This window comes from Fervidobacterium changbaicum (assembly GCF_004117075.1).
Taxonomy (GTDB): domain Bacteria; phylum Thermotogota; class Thermotogae; order Thermotogales; family Fervidobacteriaceae; genus Fervidobacterium; species Fervidobacterium islandicum.
This window is the reverse complement of sequence record NZ_CP026721.1, coordinates 2,072,414-2,096,061: the sequence shown is the minus strand read 5'-3', so window position 1 is coordinate 2,096,061 and position 23,648 is coordinate 2,072,414. Positions and strand designations below refer to the sequence as shown.

The following is a 23,648-nucleotide window of genomic DNA, read 5'->3' as shown; positions in this document are numbered from 1 at the left end:
TGGTACAGAAAGAAAAAGATGAAATTAGCTTGATTAAGGACTTACTTGTGTTACTTGAAAAGAAGGAAGCTATAGATCCTGTTGTTCTCAACATGAGTAAGACAAGACTCTTAACGGACTATTTCGTAATCTGCACAGCAAACAGTAATATACACATGAAAAGCTTGAGGGACGAAGTGGTGGACTTTTTCAATGAAAAAGGTAAAGAAATTATATATTACGACCGGGGAGAGGGCTACGATTGGCTGCTTATAGATGCTGGAGATATCGTGGTACATATATTTACTAAGGGCGCAAGAGAATTTTATGATTTAGAACATCTTTGGATCGATGCAGAAAGGGTTGTTTTCTGATGCTTCTCAAAGGTTCAAAGGCCCTTATCGGTTTTGAGTTGAAGAAATGTGACATTAGAATTGAAGATGGTTTAATTAAAGAAGTATCGGAGAATCTAACTCCATTAGAGAACGAAGAAGTTCTAGACTTTGAGGGGAAGATAGTCACACCTGGTTTTGTAAACACACACACTCATGTTGCTATGTCCCTTTTACGAGGATACGCAGAAGACCTTCCGTTTAATGAGTGGCTGTTTGGAAAGATACTACCTGCTGAAGAAAAATTAACCTTAGATGCGGTTTACTTTGGTTCTTTAGTCTCCATGATGGAAATGGCATCGCACGGAGTAGTTGCCTTCTGTGACATGTACTTTCACGAAGATATGGTAGCAAAGGCCGTTGCTGATTTTGGAATGAAAGCTCTCTTGACGAGGGGACTTGTTGATGTTGACGGAGACGATAATGGTAGGCTTGAAGAGAATTTGAAATTGTTCGAAACTTGGAACGGATATGAAAACAGAATTTACATAGGCCTCGGCCCACATGCACCCTACAGTTGTTCTAGAAGTTATCTGGCAAAGATAGTGGAGATTGCAAAGGCTGAAGACATGCCAGTAACTATGCATTTTTTTGAGAATAACTGGGAGTACGGTAAATACACTCCGAAAGAAATTATGGAAATCGGATTTGATAAAATACACTTTATTCCCGTGCATTGCACCCAATTGAGGCCTCAAGATATACCATTGCTCGATGGAACTTACCCATCAATAAATACCGTGAGCAATATGAAGCTTGGGAATGGAATACCACCGGTTACAGAAATGCTAAAGAGGAACATTAAGATCTCAATAGGCACAGACGGTCCTGCAAGCAACAACTCACAAAATTTGTTGTTTGACTTACGTGTTTCTGTACTTGCTCAGAAAAGCTCTTCACCTGAGAATTTCAAAGTCGAAGATGCATTTTTAGCTGTTACAAAAAACGGATACGAAGCTCTTAGAATGAAAGGCGGGGCAATCGAAGTTGGCAACCCTGCAGATTTTGCGATTTTCGAGGAATCGAATGTGCAATTGCAACCGCTCGATAACTTTTTGAAAAATCTTGTACACGCTTATACAGATAGGGTTTACGCAACGATGGTGAATGGTAGGTTTGTCTACATCGATGGGAAATACCCAAATATAGACGCACGGGAGGTGCTTAAGAAATTTTCGACTTTCTCAATGATGGTTACCGGTATAGAAAACTGAGTGTTGAGCTAAAAAAGAAATATGGCGAAAAAGTTCAAAGATTGCCACTTAATGCAGGATTTACGTGTCCAAATAGGGAAAACGGTAAACCAGGTTGTTTCTTTTGTGATGAAACAGGCAGTGGTTTCAGCACTTTTGCAGGATTGAGTATCAGAGAACAGTTAGAAAAAATGAAAGAAAAATACAGAAAAAAGGGGATTAAGAAATTTATCGCATACTTTCAAAATTATACAAACACGTACGCTCCTGTAGATATTCTGAGGACAACATACGTGGAATCTATCGACGAAGACATTGTCCAACTTGATATTGCTACCAGGCCGGATTGTATAAATGAAGAGATATTAGAAATGGTTGATGAAATAAGAAAAGAATACAAGATCGAAATTTCGTTTGATATTGGACTACAAACTGCAAATTACCATACTTTGGTGAAAATAAACAGAGGACATACGTTAGCTGAGTATATTTACGCTGTGAATCTTCTAAAAAAGTATGATTTTGAGGTCGTATCGCATGTAATTTTGAACCTACCTGGAGATAATATGTTGGATGTTGTAGAAGGTGCTAAGATACTTTCAGCGCTCAAGGTTGATGGTGTAAAGCTTCATTCACTGTATGTTGTCGAAGGTTCTGTATTCGGAGAGATGTTTAAGGCCGGACGGTTGGAGGTAGGCACACTTGAGAGCTATGTAGAAAGAGCTGTGACCTTCCTTGAGAATCTCTCTCCGCGGATAGTTGTTCATAGGTTAGTTGCAGATCCTCCGTTAACTGGTACTCTATTCGGAAATTGGGGAAAAACGAAGACAGAGATTGTTAATCTGATAGAACGTAGACTGGTCGAAAAAGATACGTATCAGGGCAAAAAGGCTAAAATCATTTGAAAAAATAAACAACAAAATAAAAAAGGGCCGTCCATAGAGGACGACCCGTTTTTGTTTTTAGTTATTGATTATTGTTCTTTCCAAACTGAGTAGAAGTCCATACCAGGTCTCATTGGGTTGTCGTACCAACCTTTGACCCATTTCCTTTGGACGCGGACACCTACAGGTTGATAGACTGGTATGCTAATGCAGTTATCGATGGCAAACTTCTGGATCTGAATGTAGAGTTTAGCTCTAACAGCTGGATCTGTTTCAGCTGCTGCTTGTTCGATAAGTTCATCAAGGCTCTTTCCACCGAGTTCTTTTCTTGGTGTGCTAACAAATTCCTGGAATTTCTTTCCTTGTCTTCCGGAGTAATCACCCTTGCTGTGGTAGTATGTGAATATGAAGTTATCTGGGTCTGGGAAGTCAGCAAGCCATCCAAGTATGAATATTGGCAGTTCACCGCGTTTTGTTGCGTCAAGGAACGTTGGCCATTGGAGTGGTTGAACGTCGATCTTAACTTTTCCAGGTGCTGCCATTTCCATGTACATCTTAATCATTTCCGCAACCCTTTGTCTTGCCATGTTACCTTGGTTGTATGCAACGCTGAATTTGATACCCTTCTGCCACGCTTGTCCGTTCCATGCCTTCTTCAGGTTGTTCTGAACTTCTTGCAGGTTGAACTTGTAGAGTGGGAGAGTTGGATCAAACCCAAGTAGCCCTTCTGGTAAAGCTGTTGGTATTCTCTTACCAAATCCTTTAAGAACATCCCTTATGAGAGCATCGTAGTTGATTGCTGCTGCAACAGCTTTTCTTGCATAAACATCGCTGAAGAAGTCAGGTGGTATACCGTTACCATCGAGTTTACCACTGCCGATGTACTTGCTGCTCGGGCTAACTGACCAACCGAATGCAACAACTGTGACAGAGAGTGTTGGAATGTTTTCGATAATTTCAATGTCCTTGTTTCCTCTGAGTTGGTCAAGGTATTCAAGAACAACGGCTATCGAGTCTGCATCGCCTTTTTCAAGCATTGCCTTTCTTGTGGACCATTCATCAATACCCCAAATTATGACTTTCTTAATTTTTGCTGGTGTTCTCCAGTAGCTTTCATTTGCAACAAGTGTTACTTTCTGTTGTTTTCTATCCCATTCTACGAACTTGTAAGGTCCTGTACCCATGGCGTACGCGTAAAGCGGTGATTTCTCTTTTTCCATGTCCTTCCATTTCCACCACGTATCTGCTTTACCATCCCACAGTCCGAGTTTGATACACGTTTCTTTGTCAAGTATTGCTGCCCAGTGAGCACTCTGCGCTATTATGTTGAGAAATGCACCGTATGGTCTTTTGAGTTTAATCACTACGTTATCCCCTTGAACCTCTATCGCTGGATCAACAACTTGCTTGTAGAAATCAATAACCTTTTGCTTGTATTCTGCTTTTGGTTCGCCACTTTTGTCGAATATTTCGTCTACTGACTTACCAACGAACTCTTCAAGTGCTTCATCTCTTGAGTGGACTCCAAATATTGCGTACCACAGCATCCACATTGGACCGCCTTCTGGGTCGTAAAGCAGACCACGTTCGAATGAGTATTCGACATCTTCTGGTGTAAGTGGGTTACCGTTGTGGAATTTGACACCTTTTCTTATCGGGAATACGTATGTCTTGCCACCGTCTTTGATAAGACCGTTCTTAACGGTTGGGACTTCTGTTGCAAGCCTTGGTTCAAACTCGCTGACGCTTCTACCTTTGTAAGCGATAAGGTTTTCGTACACGTTGAAGAGAACTTCACCACTCGCTGTGTCGTACGCCAGGTGCGGATCAAGTGTGTCCGGCTCACCTATAGTCGCTTCCACATAGACAGTTGGATCAAACGCAGCAAGTGCTAAGACCGCAAAAATAAGACCAGCTAAAACTACCAACCACTTTTTCACAAAAATCCCCCCTTCAAAAGGATGGATACTGTTAACTAAAAGTATTGAAACTTTCCAAAAACCGCATTATCCTTATAAAGAGGGGACACCCCCCAACCAACTCTCGACAAAGGAGGTATCCCGATATGAACAACTCAACGCTCTCTTGTCCAAAATGCGGTTCCACCAGCTTATACAAAAACGGTCATGACAAATACGGTAACCAACAATTCCTTTGCAAACTCTGCCATCATTCTTTCAAACTCTCCCATTCTCACAAACGCAAAAACTTCTCTTTCCCTTATCCCAAATGCACTTCTTGTGGTAAATCTATGCAAATTTACAAAGTCCGTCGCTCTTTCGTTGTCTTCCGTTGTAGAGCTTGTCGTACCAAAGATAGAGTACCTTTTAACCTCCCCGAACCAGTCACCCTTATTCCTGAGAAATTTAAATATTTCCGCTTCCCTATCTTTTTCGTCTTAAAGGCTTTCGTTTTGTATATGAAACACAATATGTCTTATCGCTCTCTTGCTCATTCTCTTAATATCAAAGTATCTCATGTCACCATATACAAATGGGTTATTAAATTGTGTACTTTATTCTCTGTACTTTTTCCAACATTTACCATCGAAAATGTTTTCTCAGTTCATGCTGATGAAACTGTTCTTGTTTTCAAAGAACAAAAGTACTATGTTTGGCTATTAGTTGATCACGAAACTAACTTAATTCTTTGTTGGCATGTCTCAAAGTATCGTGATATGGGACAAGTCAAAGTATTGCTCGAGAAGTTCTTTGGTAATTCAAAACCTAGAAACATTGAACTTATTACTGATGGACTTGGTGCATATGAAAGTGCAGTAAAGCTGTTGTTCAGAAATATCAATCACGTAGTGGTACCGCTCGGTAAAAACAATCAATGTGAATCCAAGTTTTCATTGTTGAAAGACTTTTTCCGACTCAAGCGAGGGCTGAAGAATACGAAGAATTTAGCGAAATATATTCAAGGATTTTGTGTAGTGAAGAATCTTTGGAAAACGCACAATGGTAATATCAATCTCATTCTTTCACACTTACACTCTTTCATCACTACAAGTTAACACTATCTTAAATTCTATTATCTTTCTCTTGCTCACTTTTTCTCGTTTTTTCTCAACCATACACTTTGCTTGTATTATACCACAAGAGTCCCATGGTTTGTCAATACCTTTCTACTCAGAAAACAACATGTTATTTATCCTTAGTAAAATTCACCTTTTCAACTATATATATGCCAAAAACTTAAACACGCACTTAAAGAGAATTTATAAATAGAAAGCAAAATGCGACTAAAGTTAACAAAATATATCGATTGACCACGCTTGTGTAGTTACATATAATATTTGATTGATTGGGGGGAGCTGCAAGAGAGGATGGACTCAAAGAAAAACCACAACATTGGACGAGAGGAGGAGTCAGATGAAGAAGTTACTGGTGGTACCGGTTCTTGCTCTAAGCTACTTACTTTTTGCAGCTTTTAACCCCACGGTTTTTGTTCAAGCAACCATAGGTGAGCCAGACACACTTGATCCACATCTGGCATACGACACAGCAAGTAGCGAAGTTCTCTTCAACGTGTACGAAAACCTTATCGCTTACAAAGGACAAAGCGTCAGCGAGTTTGAACCAAGGCTCGCAACAGAAGTTCCAACTGTTAAGAACGGTCTTATCAAAGACGGTGGCAAGACATACGTATTCCCGATAAGAAAAGGTGTCAAATTCCACAACGGTAACCCACTTACACCAGAAGATGTCGAATACTCATTCGAACGTGGTCTGCTTTACGACCCAGAAGGCGGTCCAATGTGGATGCTGTGGTACGCAATATTTGGAGTCCACTCAAGAGATGAAGCACTTGAAGAGTTCGTTGGTAAGTCAGTAGACGAAATATTCGACAAAAGTGGCGAACCAAAAGCAGAATACAAGCAAAAGGTTATTGATTTCTACAAGCAAGTTGTTGATCCAGCGATAGCAGTTCAAGGGGATAACGTAGTCATTAAACTCAAAAGACCGTACAGTGCATTTCTCAACATAATAGCACAAAGCGCTCACTGGGCAGCAATACTTGACAAAGAAACGTGTATCAAACTCGGACTATGGAATGGTAAAGCGGACACATGGTGGAAATACAAAAACGTCGCAAAAGAGGAATCGCCCCTCCATACCTATGCAAACGGAACAGGACCGTACAAACTTGCAGAATGGGATAGAAAGCAACAAAAAATATCACTTGCTGCAAACGAAAGCTACTGGAAAGGGCCTGCAAAGATTAAGAAAGTAATAATTTGGGCGATTCCAGAGTGGTCTACAAGAAAAGCGATGCTTGAAAAAGGAGATGCCGATACTATAGACGTTTCTATAGAATTTGTAGACCAGCTGAAATCAAACAAGGATATCCAAATATTCAGAAACCTTCCGACACTCGCAGTGACAGTTCTTTTGTTTAACTGGTCTGTTAATCCAAATAGCAAGTTCATCGGAAGTGGAAAGTTCGACGGAAACGGTATACCACCTGACTTCTTTAGCGACATATACGCAAGAAAAGCTGTTGCAGCAGCTATTAACTACGACGCACTTATTCAAGAAGTCTTGAAAGGTTCAGGTAAACGAGTGCCAACGGCACTCCCACAAGGTTTACTTGGTTACGATCCTTCGCTGCCGCTTTACAAATTCAATCTTAACGACGTAAAAACATACCTTCAAAAGGCTTGGAATGGTCAAGCTTGGCAGAAAGGTATAAAGTTCAGCATAGCCTTCAACGAAGGAAATACAGCAAGGCAGAGAGTAGCGGAAATGATTAAGATGTATATGGAAATGGCAGCACCTGGTAAAGTTAAGATAGAAGTTCAACCACTACAATGGCCCAACTTCCTTGATGCAACGCAAAACGGAGAAATTCCAGTTTCGATAAACGCGTGGCAGGCAGATTATCCAGATCCGGACAACTTCATTTTCACGCACTATCACAGCTCAGGAGACTATGCGGACAGGCAAGGTGATGCGTTTAAGAAATTTGTTAGCACACCAAGAAAAGAACTCGGTGGAAAAAGCCTTGATGAACTCATAAAAGAGGCAGCAACGCAGACGGATCCACAGTCGCGTGGAAAGTTGTACACACAAATCCAAAAGTTCGTAATTGATAACTGCATCAGTGTTCCACTATATCAACCAACGGCAACATACGTATTCCGTACTTGGGTAAAAGGTTGGAGCTATAACCCGATGAGACCTGGAAACGATTTCTATTCGTTGTATAAACAACAATAAGCCTTGTTACAAAACAAATGGGGCACCGAAAGGTGCCCTTTTTTGATTCATAAAGATAAAAAATTCGGACTTTTCGGTTTTAAGACACAAACTAAAGCATGAATGGAATGAATAGCAAGCAGAGGTAAATCCTGTCGTGGACATAGCGCATTAAAACAAAAAAATCCCCTCGAATGACTCTCGAGGGGTATAAAACCAAGAAAGAGGAATGCCAAACCTTGGGAAGGGATGTAGTTAAATTATCTCTTTAAAACCTTCACCGTAAACCTGTCTTGCTTCGTTCACCAAGAAAAAGGCCCTTGGATCAATTCTTCTTATAGCGTTGACAAGCTCGTGGAGTTCTCTTCGCTTAAGAACAACAAGCAAAGCTATCCTTTCTTTATTCGTGTATCCCCCTTTAGCTTCGAAAACTGTGCATCCCCGTTCAAGTTCTGACGTTACGAAATTTTTGATTTCTTCATGTTTATCTGAGATAATCCACACATTTACCGAAAGTTCAAGACCTTTCAAAACAAAGTCTATCGTTGTTCCATTAACTATGATCGCCAAGATAGAATAAAGTCCAGTATCGATGTTGTACACTAATCCTGCAGAGATGCCTATTGCAAAATCGATGAAAAGTATCGACAGACCAAATGGAGCACCAAAGAATTTGTTTAGGATTTTGGCGATGATATCGGTCCCACCGGTTGATGCGTTCTGTGAAAACGCTATCGCCATACCGATGGCTGTCAAAATATCTCCGAAGAAGACCGCAAGAATTACTTCCTCACCGTGGTATTTGTATATTGGAACAATTCTGTCGAATAAATCTATCAGAAAGTTTAGCAAGAACGTGCAGTAGATAGTTTTGAAGCTGAAATCAAATCCGATGATTAAGAATGCAACTAAAAAAAGCACAGCATTAACGATGTACATCCAAATACCGACGGAAAGCGGCAACAATTTGTTAAGCACAATGGCAAGCCCAGACGCCCCTCCGGCGGCTATGTTGTGAGGAATCAAGAATATAACAAGTCCAAGAGCTGTCAGCAACACTCCCAGCGAAGAGAGTAAATACTCTTTAATCAATTCTTCCAAGCGTTTAGTACTTCCCACGGGAACTTCACCACCCGAACACCGAGATTTTTCAAATAGTTCTCTTTAAAAGAAATCTTACCCCTGTCGCCTTCTATAATCGCACCCGCATGTCCCATTCTCTTACCTTCCGGTGCGTGCCTTCCTGCAAAGAATGCCACTATGTTTTTAGGTTCAAAACCTATTTTCAAAGCATGTTCAACACCCCTTATCTCGTCTTCCCCACCAATTTCTCCAATAAGCAGTACCTTATCGTAACCCATCGATTTCAGCACTTCGAACGCTTCGGCAACATTTGTACCAACTATGGGATCCCCACCCAACCCAAGTGCGATTGAGACACCTGGACCTTCGGAAAGGTGCTTTGCTGTTTCATACATCAAAGTTCCACTGCGGGAAATGATGGCAACTGAACCTGGTGCAAAGTACTTTTCTGGCATTATTCCGACTTTGAACCTTTCTTTAGGATGAATTACACCAGGACAGTTTGGACCTATAAGAATTACTCCTTTGCTCTTTGCTATACTAACCATCCTTATTGAATCATGAATCGGAACGTGTTCGGTGATTACAACGATCTTTTTCACCCCGTTTTCAACAGCATCGTTGAAAGCTTCAAGTACGTACTGGGCAGGAACGAAAAATATTGCTGTGTCAATATGGTCAGGAAATTGCGAGAGGCTTTGGTAAACTCTTACCTTTTCAATTTCTCTTACTAACCGATTCTTACTCACAACACAGTTAACCTTTGTGCCGTATTCAATCATCTTTTTTAAATGAAAACTACCGTACCTTCCAGTCCCACCGTACACACAAACTCTGTCATTTGCTGAGAACATGGACCATCCCACCTTTTCTTAAACTCTCGATGAGTTCTTTCATATCGCTCACAGTTGGGATGTTATATCCTTCAAGCATTTTCCTTGCGAGCAATTCGTTGTTACCGGAAAGCCTGATAAGTAAAGTAAAATCAGGATTTTGCTTCTTAAAATTTATAATTCCCTTGGCTATTTCAACACAATCAGTAATTCCACCGAATATGTTAAGAACGGCACAATTCGTGATTTCCTTAACTTTATTCAAAGCGTTGTAAACACTCTCAGCAGTTGCTCCACCACCTATGTCACAGAAATTCGCTGGTCTAAATCCATGCTCAACGAGGGCATCAAGTGTCGCCATTACAATCCCAGCACCGCAACCGATAACACCAACACCACCTTCGTGTAATTTGACAAACGAACTTTCCGGCATCTCTTCATCTAACCATAGCTGTCTGAACAGAGCACTATCGTCTACGTGGAATACGGCATCAAGCGCTATAAATTCACCATCCTTTACAACGAACGGATTAATCTCAAGAAGCGTTAAATCGTATCTTACGAATACATCTTTCAACTTGAGAATCAGCTTTCTTAACTCCGCAGGGAAATCCTCTGGATTGTTGCTTTTTATAATCCTATCTGGATACTTTTGCGAATATTCTTCTACATCTATCCCGCCTTCCGGTGCAAAAACGATAACGATATCTCTGATGTTCCTATCGATTGAAATAGAAAGGTACATTTCTTTTTCGTGCGGGATAAATTCTTCCACGAGAACCCCATAAGGTCTTTCCCCTTTGATTTCCATCTGGGAGATTTTGACAATTTCTTCGAAAGACTCTTCTAAGTTTTTGACGATTTTAACTCCACCAGCTTTCATGCGCCCACCGACGAGTACCTGCGCTTTCAAAACCTGTGGAAATCCAAGCAGGGAAAGTCTTTCAGAAAAGCCACTCAAGTTTTCTAAGATATCTTCCCTTGTTATCAAAACACCGCTTGGTATCCTGACGCCTTCCGCTTTCAGAACCCGTTTTGCCAAATACTCGTGCACCTTCATCTCATCAACCTCCCCTTTAAAAATTCAAAGAAAAATTCCCCCAAAAATCTGCGGTTTTTGGGGTGCCCATCCCTTAAAGGCAGGTCTCCCGACTCGTGTATCATCCTACTCCCTGCGCCTTCCCAGCTTTGCAGCCAGTGGCATATTGCAGGTTTCGTCCACACTCACGGTGGCCCGACCGTCCCGGATTTTCACCGGAGTTCCCTTTTAAGCTTACGCACCTTTAAGGGTAGGGGATATTCATTTTTCAACTATATCATAATTGAAAACACACTCTGTTTCAAGAAAGAAAAAATCGTCCAAAGTTATCTGCATGGTTAATTAGATATACCTTTCACCTTTTTTCTTCATTATACACCTTTTTGCTAACTTTCGATTTCTGAAAAATTTCGTGTAAAATTCATATCTGTACAAAGTCTACTCTTTTATGATATAATAAGTTAAACCTAATTTACTTTAGGAGGTGGGCGAATGAAGAGCTTAGGGGAGGTTTTGATACAACGAGGTCCATTTTCCGAGATAGTTATTGGTAATTCTGCAATTGTTCGGGCAATGCTTGAAAGTGGTGTTAAAGTGGTCACCTCGTATCCTGGCTCTCCCACGCCAGAAATAGCGGAAGCGATCAATTCTATACCTAAAGACAAAAATCCTCTTTACTTTGAATTTTCAACAAACGAGAAAGTAGCACTCGAATTGGCATTTGGAGCGGCGGTGAATGGATATACATCGTGCGTGTTCTTTAAAAGTGTAGGAATGAACGTTGTTGCGGATTCGTTTGTCCAGCTCAGTATGATGGAAATTCCCGGCGGGATGGTAATTGTAACCGGCGATGATCCAGGAGCGAACAGTTCACAAAACGAACAGGACAACAGGCACTACGCAAGGCTCTCATACACACCTATCTTCGAACCGAAGGATGCGCAGGAAGTCTATGAGATGTTCAAAAAGGCTGTGGAATACTCAAGAAAGCTGCGTTCTCCCGTTGTTCTTCGCTTGACAACCCACACCGCACACTTTAAACAGAAGGTCAGTTTTGGAGTTTACGAACCATCCCCAACTGGTGAACCTCTCTTCGATCCAAACGCCAACGGACCTTACATCCCAATAGCGCAGAACGTACCTGTAATGAAAAGAAGGGCACTTGAGAAACTCCTAAGGTGGCAGGAGATATCTGAAAATTACGCTTTCTTGCAAGGTAATGGGAGCGACGTTGGTATCATAACCGCTGGGCTTCCTTATCTTTCGTTACTGGATGTTCTTGGTGAAAGCGCAAAGAAGGTTGATATATTAAGGCTGGGAATGGTTTACCCACTCCCCAGAAAAGCGATTTCGGAATTTCTCAGAAAGCACAAGGTAGTGAAAATCCTTGAAGAACTCGATAATTTTATAGAAGAAAAGGTGAAAGCCATCGCCTATGAGGAAAGAATTGACGTCGAGATAGTTGGGAAAACCGATATTGAGGACTGGATAGGTGAATACACGCCTGAGAAGGTTTACTCTGTTATGTCCAAATTCTCACCTGAGCTGGTAAGGAAAGTTGAAAAGCCAGTAAAGTTCGTTCGTGTTGTCAACCGCCCACCTCAGCTTTGTCCAGGCTGCGGTCACAGGCCGGTCTTTTACGTTTTATCGAAACTTTTAAGGGAGAAGGATATTTCTGTGGCGGATATAGGTTGTCATACGCTGGGATTTTTGGAGCCGTACAAGGTTGGTCAAATCCTGCTGTCCATGGGGCATTCAACCGGTACTGCTTCCGGTTTGAGTATGTTCAATAAAGATAGGAAAGTTGTGGCATTCCTTGGTGATTCAACGTTCTTCCACGCCGGATTGCCTGGAATTATCAACGCTGTCTTTAACAAACACAACTTTACACTCGTTGTGATGGAGAACGGAACAACGGCGATGACAGGCCATCAAGACCATCCTGGAAAAGCTATTAAAATAAGGCAGATACTTGAAGCCATAGGGGTTAAACACATCTGGGAAGTTGACACGTACCAGCAAGATAAACTCGAAGAAATCCTAAAGACTGCGCTCGAAACACCGGAATTCAACGTGGTAATAGCCAAGCATCCATGTATGTTGAAATTCACAAGGGAAAGGCGGAGAAAAGGCATTATAAAAGTACCGCAGATGAAGGTAACGAACAGATGCACACTAGCTGGTGTTTGTATCACGAAATTCGCATGTCCTTCGTTCCAAAGAGCCGATGATGGAAGCATCTTTGTTCACGAAGACCTATGCATCGGTGATGGTTCTTGTATGGTTGTCTGTCCATCAGGCGCTTTGGAATTTGAAAAGATTGAAACAGGTGGTGGTGCAAAATGACGAAATTCACTGCGTTCAATATCTTTTTAATCGGTGTCGGTGGTCAAGGTATCGGATTGTTGAGCGAGATACTTATCCGTGCGATAGATTACAGTGGTCAAAGGTGTATCGGTGTTGACACGCATGGTTTAGCACAAAGAGGAGGCGTTGTTTCGTCGCATATTAAGATTGGCGATGTAAATTCTCCGCTCGTTCTACCGGGCGATGTGAATTTAGCACTCGCACTTGAAAGACACGAAGCCGCTCGTGCTCTGAACTATCTGAAAGATAATGGAATACTTGTCTATTACAACACATCCTGGCAACCACTACCAGTGAGGCTTGGTAAAGAACCAGAGATAAAAGAGGAAGAAATCGAAAGCACAGCAAGGCAGAGGAATATATCAGTTTTCAAAGTCAAATACGCTCTTCCCGATTCAAGAATGCAGAACATCGCATTACTCGGTGTTGTTGCGAAAAATAACTTAGTTCCCGGTGTAGAACCAAAACACTATTTGATGGCAATGGAGGATCTAATGAGTGAACGCGTCTATAGTGCAAACAAAGAAATTTTTGAGAGTATTTTGGAGGCGAGATAGTTATGGAAAAGAAAAGCGAGATTTCGATTGTATTGAGTGGTGCCGCAGGGCAAGGTATTCAAGCGGTTGAGCATATTCTGACAAGAGTTGCAAAAGATTCTGGATTTCATGTGTTTGCAACAAAAGAGTACATGTCACGAGTTCGAGGAGGTAACAACTCAACCGAGATACGTATCTCTTCCCAACCAGTGAAAGCCTACGTCGATAGAATAGACATTCTCGTACCGCTAAACGACAACGCCATAGAGAGGTTAAGAAGCCGTATCACAGATGAAACGCTCATTCTTGGTGAAAAGAGGTATGTAGAGAAGGAAAAGAACTCGATAGGTCTGATGCTTGAGGAAATCGCTGAGAGTTTTGGGAACAAGATATACGAAAACTCTGTAGCGATAGGTGTTCTCGCAGGGATTATAAACGCCGATGAGAATGCACTGGTGAACAACATAAGGGCTTATTTTTTAAAGAAATCAGAAGAGGTCGTTAAGGCAAACATCAACGCGGCACTCAAAGGATATGAAATAGGGAAGTCACTTGGCCTAAAGTTCGAAATCACCCCTTCCGAGGAAGTCAAAAAGCAATATCTTTTAAACGGCTCCGAAGCTGTTGCAAAAGGTGCAATAGCTGGCGGCTGCAATTTCATATCATCCTATCCAATGTCGCCTGCAACAACGGTCTTTACGGAACTCTCGAGGCTTTCACGACAACATGGGATTCTTGTGGACCAAGCAGAGGACGAGATTGCCGCAGCAAACATGGCAATAGCCGCTTGGTACGCTGGAGCAAGGGCGATGGTTTCGACATCCGGTGGAGGATTCGCATTAATGACAGAAGCTATTAGCTTGTCAGGTATGATCGAAACACCCATCGTTGTTCACCTCGGCCAAAGACCTGGACCAGCAACCGGGCTGCCAACAAGAACAGAACAAGGTGATTTGAACTTAGTGCTGTACGCTGGGCATGGTGATTTCCCGAGGATTATCTATGCACCTGGGAATTTGTGCGAGGCGTATGAACTTGGTGCAAGAGCGTTCAACATGGCTGATAAATACCAAGTCCCAGTCTTCGTACTCACAGACCAGTACTTCCTCGATTCCTTCTACAATGTAGACGAAATGCCGCAAGCGAAGATAGAACGGTACATAATTAAAACAGACGAAAATTACAAGCGATACGCATTAACCGATGATGGCATATCACCGCGTGGAATTCCAGGATACGGAAAGGGATTGGTGAGAGTTGATAGTGATGAACATGACGAATATGGACACATAACAGAAAGTGCTGAGGTAAGAAGGAAAATGGTGGAAAAACGTTTGAAGAAGATGGAGAAAATACTCCAGGACGCTGTGCCACCGAAACTTTTCGGAAGTGAAGATTACAAATACTTAATCGTCACGTGGGGTTCTACTCAACTGATTGTAAGAGAAGCTCTCGAACGGCTCGGAAAAAAAGACGTCGCAATGCTCCACTTTTCTCAAGTCTATCCGGTACCTCCAATTGCGGAGAATTACTTTAAAAAAGCAGAGAAGATTATATTCCTTGAACAAAACGCAATAGGTCAGTTTGCTAACTTGATAAAACTAACGTTCGACGGTGTAGATACGCGCAGAAGAATCTTGAAATACGACGGATTCCCATTCTCTGTCGAGCAAGTTGTTGAAGCGATTTCCAAGGAGGTTGAGTAATATGAGTAGTGCGTTTGATCCAAAGATATACGATATACCGGATGCAGATATCGCATGGTGTCCAGGTTGCGGGAATTTTGGAATAATCAACGAATTGAAAACAGCACTTGCACAGCTTCAGCTTGATCCAACCCAAGTTGTTCTGGTTTCAGGTATAGGTCAAGCTGCAAAGATGCCGCAGTATGTTAAAGCCAACATGTTCAACGGCTTACATGGAAGATCACTGCCGGCAGCTGTTGCTATCAAGATGGTCAATCCAAACCTTGTTGTCATCGCAGAAAGTGGAGATGGATGTACGTACGGTGAAGGTGGTAATCATTTTATACATACAATAAGGAAGAATCCGGATATAACAAATATCGTCCACGATAACCAAATATACGGATTAACAAAAGGACAGGCCTCACCAACGACCGCTCGCGGCCAAGTAACAACACTCCAGTTCGATGGAGTAATGGTTGATCCATTCAATCCCATTGCTGTTGCCGTTGCACTCGATGCTTCTTTTGTTGCCCGAAGCTTTTCGGGAAATTTCCAACTGACAGTTGAACTCATCAAGATGGCAATTAAGCACAAAGGTTACGCACTCATCGATATACTCCAACCGTGCGTGACGTTCAACAAAGTGAACACTTACCAGTGGTACAGAGAAAACACATATCTGCTACCGGACAGTTATGATCCAACCGATAGGCAAGCTGCGTTTAAGATTGCAACAGATAATTCTAAGCTCGCACTGGGGGTTATATACGTAAACCCGAACAAACCTGTGTACGAAGAGCAACTTGCTCCATACGAAAACGATAAAACACCTGTTGCATTGAGGGGGTTGGAGGTATGATTCAATCACGTTTCAGACTCATTCCCCAATTCGTTCTGAAAGATGAGGACGGAAACGATTTTTCTTGGAAGAACCTTTTGGGAAGGTACACAGTGGTGTATTTCTATCCAAAGGCAAATACTCCCGGGTGCACATTGGAAGGTTTAGACTTCACAAAGTTAATCGATGAATTCAACGGCAATGTTGTAGGTATCTCACCTGATGACTGCAAAGCTATCGCCAGCTTTAAATCAAAGAAAGGTCTAAAGGTAAAATTGCTGTCAGATCCGGACAAAGCAGTAGCAGAGCAATTCGGAGTTGTAAAGGACGGCAAGCTTATAAGATCCACATTCATAGTCGACCCTTGGGGAAGAATCAGAAAAGAATGGATTAAAGTCAACGTGAATGGCCATGCAGAGGAAGTTTTGCAAGAGTACAAAAGAATAATTCAAGAAGATCAGGCGCTTAATGATAACATACTACTCAGAAGGGCGCTCAGAGGTGTAAGACCAGATCCTGTCGAAGATGAAAAGATAGAAACGCTCATAAAAGCTGCTCACCTTGCACCTTCCTGCATGAACAAACAACCTTGGCGGTTTCTTGTTGTAAGAACGAAAGAAAATCTCGAGAAGTTGCACTCCACACTCTCAGAAGGTAACTACTGGATGAAACACGCACCTGTTATGATAATAGTTTACACAGATGATGAACTTGGCTGTCAGTTGAGCGACAGGAGAAACTACGCGTTATTTGATACAGGCACAGCCGTTGGATTGCTTTTGGCTCAAGCAACCCAAATGGGACTGATTGCACACCCGGTTGCCGGTTACGACCCCATCAAAGTCAAAGAGCTATTCGAGATCAAAGGAGTGGTTATAACCCTCATTGCTGTTGGCTATTGGGGAAATATTGATATGTTGAATGAAAAACACTTAGCAGCGGAATTTAGCGAGAGAATCCGCAAACCGGTTGAAGAAATTGCAAAGTATATTTAACTCCAAAACCTTGCAAGCAAGCCGCCCATTTGGGCGGCATTTTTTTAGTAACTCCAGACGTATCCTGTATTTCTTAAATCTCTCTTAAACTTCGGCCAATCGCTGCGTGCCAGACCTGATGTAGAATTTGTTTGAATCCAGTATAGGTATCCATCATTTGCTCCAATGTAAAGAGTCCCATCATCGTCTAGTGTTGCTGAAGAGGGAACGTAACCAACGGACCTTCTCCACTTTTCTTTTCCGCTGGAGGAAACCGCATATACGTATCCGTCGTTACTTGCAACATATATCGTCCCATCCGAACCAACTACAGGAGCGGTTCGTATATAGCCGTTGGTTTTGGATGTCCATTTTATAATTCCATCACTATTAATCGCATAAAGATAGCCATCGTCACTACCTACATAAACCGTTCCGTTAGAACCAATCACAGGTGAAGAACGCACCCAGTCACCAGTTTGAACCTGCCATTTTAGCGTACCATTTGGTCTTACTGCATAAACACAGCCATCATCACTGCCTATATATACTGTTCCATAGTTGTCGATTGCTGGGGAGGATTGAATAGAGCCGTTGGTTTTAAATTCCCACAATGTCTCTCCATCCCAATCGTCAATAGCATACAGTTTTCCATTACCACTACCTATGTAAATCGTTCCATCCTTTCCTACAGCGGGTGAAGAGTATATTGAAGAGCCGATTTGAACTCGCCATTTTTTCGTTCCATCGTATGTGCGTATAGCATAAATTTCTCCACCTCTGTTTGCAACATAAAGAGTTGAGTAGTACAAAGCAGGAGAAGATCTCACCCAATCCCCAACAGGTGTTTTCCATTTGAGAGTACCGTCTGGTTTGACAGCATAAAGATACCCATCATCACTTCCCACGTAAATTGTCCCATCCGTATCAACAACAGGTGACATGTGTACCCAGTCGTTTGTTTTATACCTCCACTTCATCTGTCCATCGAACGATAGTGCATACAAATACCCATCGTCACTGCCAAAGTAAATTGCCTTTCTGCTCCAGCTTGTATCAATTGCAGGACAGCTCGCTATACTTCCACCTGTTTTAAACTTCCAAATAATATCCCCCGGTAGAGGTTTTTGAATAGTTATATTGATACTTGCTTCTTTTTTATTTCCTGCCAAATCATAAGCTATTGCCTTCAAAGTTGAGGTACCGGAAATGTAACTCCTGGTGTCGATTGTGAACAAGTACGGCTCAGTTGTTTTTTCACCAACTTTTGAATAGTCTAAATACAACTCCAATTTGCTAAGTCCGTAGTTATCCGATGCATTGACACGAACCTCAACTATCCCAACAACAACTTCACCACTTGAAGGTGAAACGATACTAACAGTAGGTGGTGTGTTATCAATATATGTCTGAATACTTGTTTCACTGCGTTTGTCGAAAATATCGTATGCAACCGCTTTTAAAGTGTACTGTCCATTCGAATAGCCAGAAGTGTTTAGATTGAAAATGTAGGGTGACGAGGTAGCTTCACCAACTTTGTTGTTATTCAAATATAACTCCACCTTTTTAATACCGTTTCCGTCCTCCGCAGAGACCTCTATATTTTTCGTTCCCGAGATGTACGCTTCGGATGTCAGTGATTTTATCGATACACTCGGTGGGTTGTTATCTATGATGAAAGATATAGACGCTTCGCTTGAATTACCTGCTTTATCGTACGCTTTAGCTTTAAAAGTATATGCTCCATCTGGATACTTTGCTGTATCGATACTGATAGAAAACGGTCCAGACTTCTTCTCTCCAATTTTCGAACTGTTGAGGTAGTACTCTACTTTGTCCAAGTTATCATCAGATGCAGTGATATCTATTGTAATCGTGCCACTAACGTAAGGTGCACTTATAACAGTTGGAATACTCACCTGCGGTGCTACTTTATCAACAATTATCGTCTTAGTTGCTTGTCCAAAGATGCCGAACTCACTTTCCGCTTTCACAAGAATCTCCGTGCTGTTGTCAGGTATAGAAACTGGAATTCTTACAACTCCTTCAGATATCTGTGTTTCTATCTCTTCAATTTTTCCATTATTGCAATAGATCTCTATTTTAATAAGTTTTGGACCTTTCTGGACCTCCACATCCACAAAGTATCCTACGTACTCATTTTTAATCGTTATTACTGGCTTTCGGAAATCAAGTGTCAACGTCGCTTGATTGGACAGTTTTGCATTGCCAACTTTGTCGTAAACTTTAGCTACAACGCTAACATCTTTAATAATCCCTTCCTCAATGGGAATTTCTGTAAGTTCAAAGACTTCTGTTCCGGACTTTTTACCAACTGTTCTTACTTGTATAAGGCTACTACCAGAATAGAGTTCTATTCTGTCTACAACATCGTTGTCGGAAAACTCAACGGTCGCAGATACTTTGACGTTTGGCTTGGCAACAGTATAACTAAGTGTTAGATTAACACTCGGAGGAATGGTATCTTGAAACAGGACACACGAAGATAGAATAAATACCACTATTAATACAAACACCGAGATGGTGACCTTCTTCATATTTACCACCTCGCAATCGGAATACTAACCCTTCCTACCTTCCTTAAACACCGTTATAACGTACAAAACACCGCTGGAAAGTTGAAGAATTGCCGCAATTCTGCCGTTGGTTATCTTGATTCTGAAATTCCTTTGCATTATCGCTTGTGAATCTTTCGATTCGAGCATTTCTATCAATTCCTCGATGGTTATTCCCCTTTCAATCATCCTTTCGTATACATGTGGTGTTAATAGTACGTACTTATCCAAGAGTGAGATGTATAACTGGTCCGTGAAAATTTCACCTCCGACTTAGAGGCACGCGACTTCAGTTGTGTGAGATATAGAATAGTTTGTTTTTGTCTTGCTATATTGCCAACCATCGGCTGTTTGAATCAGATTGCAGTACTTATATCTTATTCCCTGACATACCCTTTTGCCATTTTTATCCTTAATGTCGAAAAATCCGCTTGCTCTCACTGCTACTGCACCTACCCAAATGCCAGCGTACTTTCCTCGTGGCACAATAGCTTTAACTATATCTCCAGTTTGAAAACCAAAGTGTTTCTTACGTCTTTGTCTATGCCCACGTGGGAAACCAAACTTATCTGTATTACACATCTGCCTTGTTCCACGACCAACTGCACGCCATATTTGCACATACCTTTGTGTTATACGAATCTCACTCGGTGTACTCTCACCAACACAACATGCATCGAAATAGTGCTCTTTGGGAAACCCCAGACGAATGCGATTTGCCTTTGTTAGCGCTCCTGTTCCGTATTCAACTGGTATTCCAAAACTGCTTAATGATTTGCTCAGATATGAGCGTATCGAGTTCATGAATGCTGCTTGCTTGTATGTTTGTCTTGCCTGCTCTTCAACATGTGGGTATCCAAACTCAGCAGCTGTTTTGTTGCCCTTCTTTTGGTTACACTCACGGCAAGCAAGTGTTAGGTTTGATACTCTATCTGTTCCACCTCTTGACCTTGGTACGATGTGGTCGATTTCCAGTGGCACATCGCTTCTACCACAGTACGCACACTTTCGTCCCCACTTTTCCAAAAGATATTCCCTTACCTCGTAGCCAAAAAGCGTACCTCGTTGATACTCGATGCCAGAAGTCTCTGGATTTTGCAACTTTTGAGTATCAAACTTTGCATCTTCGATGGATATTGCACTTATTGGCAACAGCTTTGTCAGTTTCCTTACCGCATTTATAAGCTGGTCTACTCTTGCTTTGAGCGATGGTGGCAGCCACCCTTCAGGCCGTCTGCGATTTAGAAACCTAGGCTTTCGATATCTAGTCTTTCTGTTTCTTCTGCTTCGACGAACAGCACATCTGGCATCAAGTTTTTGCTTTATGTCTGTCTTGTGGTGTATCTCGCAAAGAAAAACTGTTTCTGCTACGTCGCCGTCTTCTCGCAAAACTGCTACTCCTGTAGTTTTTGCGCCAGGGTCAAGTTTTAGCCTTAATGGTTGCAACTGACTTTGCTGTACTGTTCTGTCTTTTAGACGTATAGTGAACGGATGCATTTTGTGGACTACCGCTCTGCCACGGCTTAGTAACTGTCTTGCGCGCTTTTCTGAACAGGGCATCAGAGGCTTTTTGTTTTTGTCTAACACAAACACCATACATCTCACTCCATGAAAATGCCCTTACGGGCCTTGTGACGTGCTAAAGCGGACTCACTTTAGCACTCTCCTCGCCAATGTTGGTAGCCGGCACGTGTGCTGATCCGTTTCGCCCACACCCCAAAGGTTGTCTGCAACCAGCACTTCCAGTGTCCGGGACTGGAGAAGCATTCCGGAGTGGGTCTTGAGCCTACTACCAACGTAGCACCTTCGTCCCCTTGTCCTTTGGGTCCGGTGCTTAGGCTGGTCAACCAGGGCTTTTACAAGCCCTCGACTTCAGTCGGGGGTAGTTGACCTTAACAGGTCTTCAATTTCTATTCTCGTACCTTTCGATTTAATTGCCGCTTCAAAGAATGAAAGGTCTTTTAAAGCTTCAACAGGGTGACCTAAAATGTTTGGTTCGCCATGTTTAACTACCCTGTAGAAATCTTCGAACTCGTTCTTGAATGTGTTTTGGTTTGGTATATTTATCGTCTCTTCTCTTTGCCCACGGACTGTGATTCTTTCTTCGTCAAGATAGATTCTTCCGTCTGTTCCTACAATCTCGAAATATTGCTTACCGCTAACGGCATAGGAAACTGTGTAGTTACCTACCACACCGCTGTTGAACTCGAAAACAGTAGATAACGTATCATCATCTCCGAGGTAATCAGAGACCCTTTTTGTCACACCACTCACCCATGCTATATCTCCGAAGATGACCCTTAGTGCAGCTATGTGGTGAACACCACCATCTGACAAAAATCCACCTATGTGTTTCGGCCTTTGCCGCCATTCGGTTTGCACGTACTTGTTCGACTTATCCATACCAATCCAAAGGTGCCAAGCGACAAAGATAGGTCGACCTATGGTATTTTCATCGATGAACGTTCTTATCTTGTTGAATCTGAAATCGTGCCTGTAGTTCTCTGCAATGTAAATCACCTTGTCGGTATTTGCTGATAGTTCAACTACCTTTTTCCCGCTTGCAACATCTGTGGATATTGGTTTTTCGCAAATCACATGCATACCTTTTTCCACGGCCTTAAATATGAATGGCACATTCAATTCGATGGGAAGTGTCAAATCAACCGCATCTACGCTTCCTGACTCGAGCAGTTCTTCGTACGAATCGAAAACAGCAGGCTCGTATCCAAGAGCGTCTTTAACCATGCTTGCAAAATCTTCTGCCCTTTCTCTTCTTCTACTTGTGACCGCTGTGATTTCGAACTTGTCTGTAAGTTGAACGAGTGCAGGAAAGTGTAACTCACGTGCCGCAATTCCACACCCCACGATGCCGAGTCTTACTTTATGCATACGCTCACCCCTTTTCACCGTGCCCTGCACGATGGAATAATTTCTCAAAGAACCTAAGAACCTTTGTACCGAAGAACTCGTTGGACCTATCCAACGGTTCTACCTTGATAACGTCAACGCCGAGCAATCTGGCAAAGAGCACATCTGTGAAAAATTGGTCACCTATCACGATTACTTCGTGTTTCCTTTTTAGCTTTTCCTTGAGTTTCAATCTTACCTTAAGTCCGATAGGTTTAAGCGAGCGCCATATCACCGGTACATCGTAATCAAGAAGCCTTTTTGAACCGTTCGAAATAATGTAAACTTCCGCACCATTTGATTTGAGAAACTCAAATATGCTGACTACTTCTTCAGGTACGTGCGCTGATTTCCACGTATTTATAGTGTTGTCAAAATCAAAAAGAAAAATTCTTTTACCTTCATCAAGCAACTTTTTGAAATCTATATCAAAGACAGATTTCGCTCTTCGAACCCTACTGAAGCGTCCCAAACAGCATCGCTCCTTTTCCCGTGATGAATTCAACCTATCCTTCCAAGAAAGGTAAAATAGACATACTGAGCCTACTACGGATAATTCTTTTTACCTTCTGAACTGTATTATCGACCTTCTTGAAGTTGACACCAACCTGCTCTTCTATTTCTTTGTAGCTGTGACCGTCGAGCCAGAGTTCGAAAATCTTTATTTCATCATCTTTCAGCGACTCTAAAATCTCCTCGTGCACTATACTCAAGATAGCGTTTTTAACAACGTTAGTAGTCGGTGCCGTATCTGCTACAAAGTAATCTATCTGTTCATCATCAACGTCATCAAAAATGGAGTCCATGCTTGTCGATTCCGAGAGCATCTTGTTCTTCTTTCGGTTTTGGTAAGTTATGAATGTCTTTACTTCTGATTCGATACTCCTCCAAGCGAATGTTGTAAACGAACTCTTCCCAGGTTCATAATAGAATATAGCCTTTATCAATCCAATTAGACCGTTTTGCACGATATCGTCAAACTCTGCCCATGGAGCGTAGAACTGTGAGGCTATCCTCACAACCATTGGGTAAAATTTCTCTATGATAAGGTCCATTGCTTCCGTTAGACCGCTTTGTGCAAGTTCAACTAACTTCTCAGTCGGCTTACTCCTAAGTGCATACTTTATCATTTACGATACCTACCAGTGCAGTTGA

Annotated in this window: 20 protein-coding genes and 1 riboswitch; of the genes, 10 read left to right on the top strand and 10 right to left on the bottom strand. The window is 42.0% G+C overall.

What is annotated here, in order from left to right; genetic code table 11:
* The first annotated feature begins 23 nt into the window (after nt 1-23).
* Genes rsfS through mnmL form a run of 3 tightly spaced genes read left to right on the top strand, consistent with a single transcriptional unit; the run spans nt 24 to nt 2,469 of the window.
* Complete coding sequence (rsfS, locus tag CBS1_RS09535; RefSeq protein WP_033192397.1) at nt 24-353, top strand: ribosome silencing factor; 330 nt, start codon at nt 24-26, stop codon at nt 351-353.
* On the top strand, nt 353-1,585 hold the full coding sequence (locus tag CBS1_RS09530; RefSeq protein WP_090222362.1) for an amidohydrolase: 1,233 nt from the start codon (nt 353-355) through the stop codon (nt 1,583-1,585). Before rsfS ends, CBS1_RS09530 begins: the two co-directional genes overlap by 1 nt.
* A 41-nt stretch (nt 1,586-1,626) precedes the next feature.
* On the top strand, nt 1,627-2,469 hold the full coding sequence (mnmL, locus tag CBS1_RS09525) for a tRNA modification radical SAM protein MnmL/YtqA (RefSeq protein WP_241685519.1): 843 nt from the start codon (nt 1,627-1,629) through the stop codon (nt 2,467-2,469).
* A 68-nt stretch (nt 2,470-2,537) separates the two neighbouring features.
* On the opposite strand, the gene CBS1_RS09520 is transcribed toward mnmL, so the two are convergent.
* Nucleotides 2,538-4,388: an ABC transporter substrate-binding protein gene (locus tag CBS1_RS09520; RefSeq protein WP_033191062.1), complete on the bottom strand. Its 1,851-nt coding sequence runs from the start codon at nt 4,386-4,388 to the stop codon at nt 2,538-2,540.
* A gap of 125 nt (nt 4,389-4,513) precedes the next feature.
* Here CBS1_RS09520 and CBS1_RS10565 point away from each other — a divergent pair, with 125 nt between their 5' ends.
* Together CBS1_RS10565 and CBS1_RS09515 are read left to right on the top strand one after the other, a co-directional pair.
* Nucleotides 4,514-5,464 carry a DDE-type integrase/transposase/recombinase gene (locus CBS1_RS10565; protein WP_014452073.1) on the top strand — a complete coding sequence of 317 codons (951 nt, stop codon included), beginning with the start codon at nt 4,514-4,516 and terminating at the stop codon, nt 5,462-5,464.
* Between the two features lie 358 nt (nt 5,465-5,822).
* A complete protein-coding gene (locus CBS1_RS09515) occupies nt 5,823-7,670 on the top strand; it encodes an ABC transporter substrate-binding protein (RefSeq protein WP_090222831.1) in 1,848 nt (615 codons plus the stop codon).
* A 234-nt stretch (nt 7,671-7,904) separates the two neighbouring features.
* Here the strand turns inward: CBS1_RS09515 and CBS1_RS09510 are convergent, their stop codons facing one another.
* The 3 genes from CBS1_RS09510 to CBS1_RS09500 are packed head-to-tail and all read right to left on the bottom strand — an operon-like array spanning nt 7,905 to nt 10,625.
* Complete coding sequence (locus CBS1_RS09510; RefSeq protein WP_090222829.1) at nt 7,905-8,768, bottom strand: YitT family protein; 864 nt, start codon at nt 8,766-8,768, stop codon at nt 7,905-7,907.
* Entirely contained in the window at nt 8,738-9,586 is an 849-nt protein-coding gene (locus CBS1_RS09505) for a succinate--CoA ligase subunit alpha (protein WP_033191326.1), read from the bottom strand. The genes CBS1_RS09510 and CBS1_RS09505 overlap by 31 nt, the downstream gene beginning before the upstream one ends.
* Nucleotides 9,570-10,625, bottom strand: a complete 1,056-nt coding sequence (locus CBS1_RS09500; RefSeq protein ID WP_033191327.1) for an ATP-grasp domain-containing protein — start codon at nt 10,623-10,625, stop codon at nt 9,570-9,572. The genes CBS1_RS09505 and CBS1_RS09500 overlap by 17 nt, the downstream gene beginning before the upstream one ends.
* A 61-nt stretch (nt 10,626-10,686) precedes the next feature.
* Nucleotides 10,687-10,865: riboswitch (cobalamin riboswitch) on the bottom strand.
* A gap of 231 nt (nt 10,866-11,096) precedes the next feature.
* Between CBS1_RS09500 and CBS1_RS09495 the strand changes: the two genes are divergently transcribed.
* The 5 genes from CBS1_RS09495 to CBS1_RS09475 are packed head-to-tail and all read left to right on the top strand — an operon-like array spanning nt 11,097 to nt 17,028.
* Nucleotides 11,097-12,950: a thiamine pyrophosphate-dependent enzyme gene (locus tag CBS1_RS09495; protein ID WP_033191328.1), complete on the top strand. Its 1,854-nt coding sequence runs from the start codon at nt 11,097-11,099 to the stop codon at nt 12,948-12,950.
* Nucleotides 12,947-13,528, top strand: a complete 582-nt coding sequence (locus CBS1_RS09490) for a 2-oxoacid:acceptor oxidoreductase family protein (RefSeq protein WP_033191329.1) — start codon at nt 12,947-12,949, stop codon at nt 13,526-13,528. The genes CBS1_RS09495 and CBS1_RS09490 overlap by 4 nt, the downstream gene beginning before the upstream one ends.
* Before the next feature lie 2 nt (nt 13,529-13,530).
* Nucleotides 13,531-15,213 carry a 2-oxoacid:acceptor oxidoreductase subunit alpha gene (locus CBS1_RS09485; protein ID WP_090222828.1) on the top strand — a complete coding sequence of 561 codons (1,683 nt, stop codon included), beginning with the start codon at nt 13,531-13,533 and terminating at the stop codon, nt 15,211-15,213.
* A 1-nt stretch (nt 15,214) separates the two neighbouring features.
* Entirely contained in the window at nt 15,215-16,054 is an 840-nt protein-coding gene (locus CBS1_RS09480) for a thiamine pyrophosphate-dependent enzyme (RefSeq protein ID WP_033191331.1), read from the top strand.
* On the top strand, nt 16,051-17,028 hold the full coding sequence (locus CBS1_RS09475) for a redoxin domain-containing protein (RefSeq protein WP_090222826.1): 978 nt from the start codon (nt 16,051-16,053) through the stop codon (nt 17,026-17,028). Before CBS1_RS09480 ends, CBS1_RS09475 begins: the two co-directional genes overlap by 4 nt.
* Before the next feature lie 44 nt (nt 17,029-17,072).
* Here the strand turns inward: CBS1_RS09475 and CBS1_RS09470 are convergent, their stop codons facing one another.
* The 6 genes from CBS1_RS09470 to CBS1_RS09445 form a co-directional block, all read right to left on the bottom strand.
* Nucleotides 17,073-19,565 carry a beta-alanine-activating enzyme beta-propeller domain-containing protein gene (locus CBS1_RS09470; protein WP_090222824.1) on the bottom strand — a complete coding sequence of 831 codons (2,493 nt, stop codon included), beginning with the start codon at nt 19,563-19,565 and terminating at the stop codon, nt 17,073-17,075.
* Nucleotides 19,566-19,589: 24 nt separating this feature from the next.
* Nucleotides 19,590-19,814 (bottom strand): DUF4258 domain-containing protein, encoded by a 225-nt coding sequence (locus tag CBS1_RS09465; protein ID WP_033191333.1) that lies wholly within the window; start codon nt 19,812-19,814, stop codon nt 19,590-19,592.
* Nucleotides 19,815-19,856: 42 nt separating this feature from the next.
* Nucleotides 19,857-21,179 (bottom strand): RNA-guided endonuclease IscB, encoded by a 1,323-nt coding sequence (gene iscB, locus CBS1_RS09460; RefSeq protein WP_090222823.1) that lies wholly within the window; start codon nt 21,177-21,179, stop codon nt 19,857-19,859.
* A 276-nt stretch (nt 21,180-21,455) separates the two neighbouring features.
* Nucleotides 21,456-22,475, bottom strand: coding sequence for a Gfo/Idh/MocA family protein (locus tag CBS1_RS09455; RefSeq protein ID WP_090222821.1), 1,020 nt, complete (start codon nt 22,473-22,475; stop codon nt 21,456-21,458).
* A 4-nt stretch (nt 22,476-22,479) separates the two neighbouring features.
* Complete coding sequence (locus CBS1_RS09450; RefSeq protein WP_090222820.1) at nt 22,480-22,965, bottom strand: YqeG family HAD IIIA-type phosphatase; 486 nt, start codon at nt 22,963-22,965, stop codon at nt 22,480-22,482.
* 34 nt (nt 22,966-22,999) lie between these two features.
* Nucleotides 23,000-23,623: a sigma-70 family RNA polymerase sigma factor gene (locus CBS1_RS09445; protein WP_033191337.1), complete on the bottom strand. Its 624-nt coding sequence runs from the start codon at nt 23,621-23,623 to the stop codon at nt 23,000-23,002.
* Between the last annotated feature and the right edge of the window lie 25 nt (nt 23,624-23,648).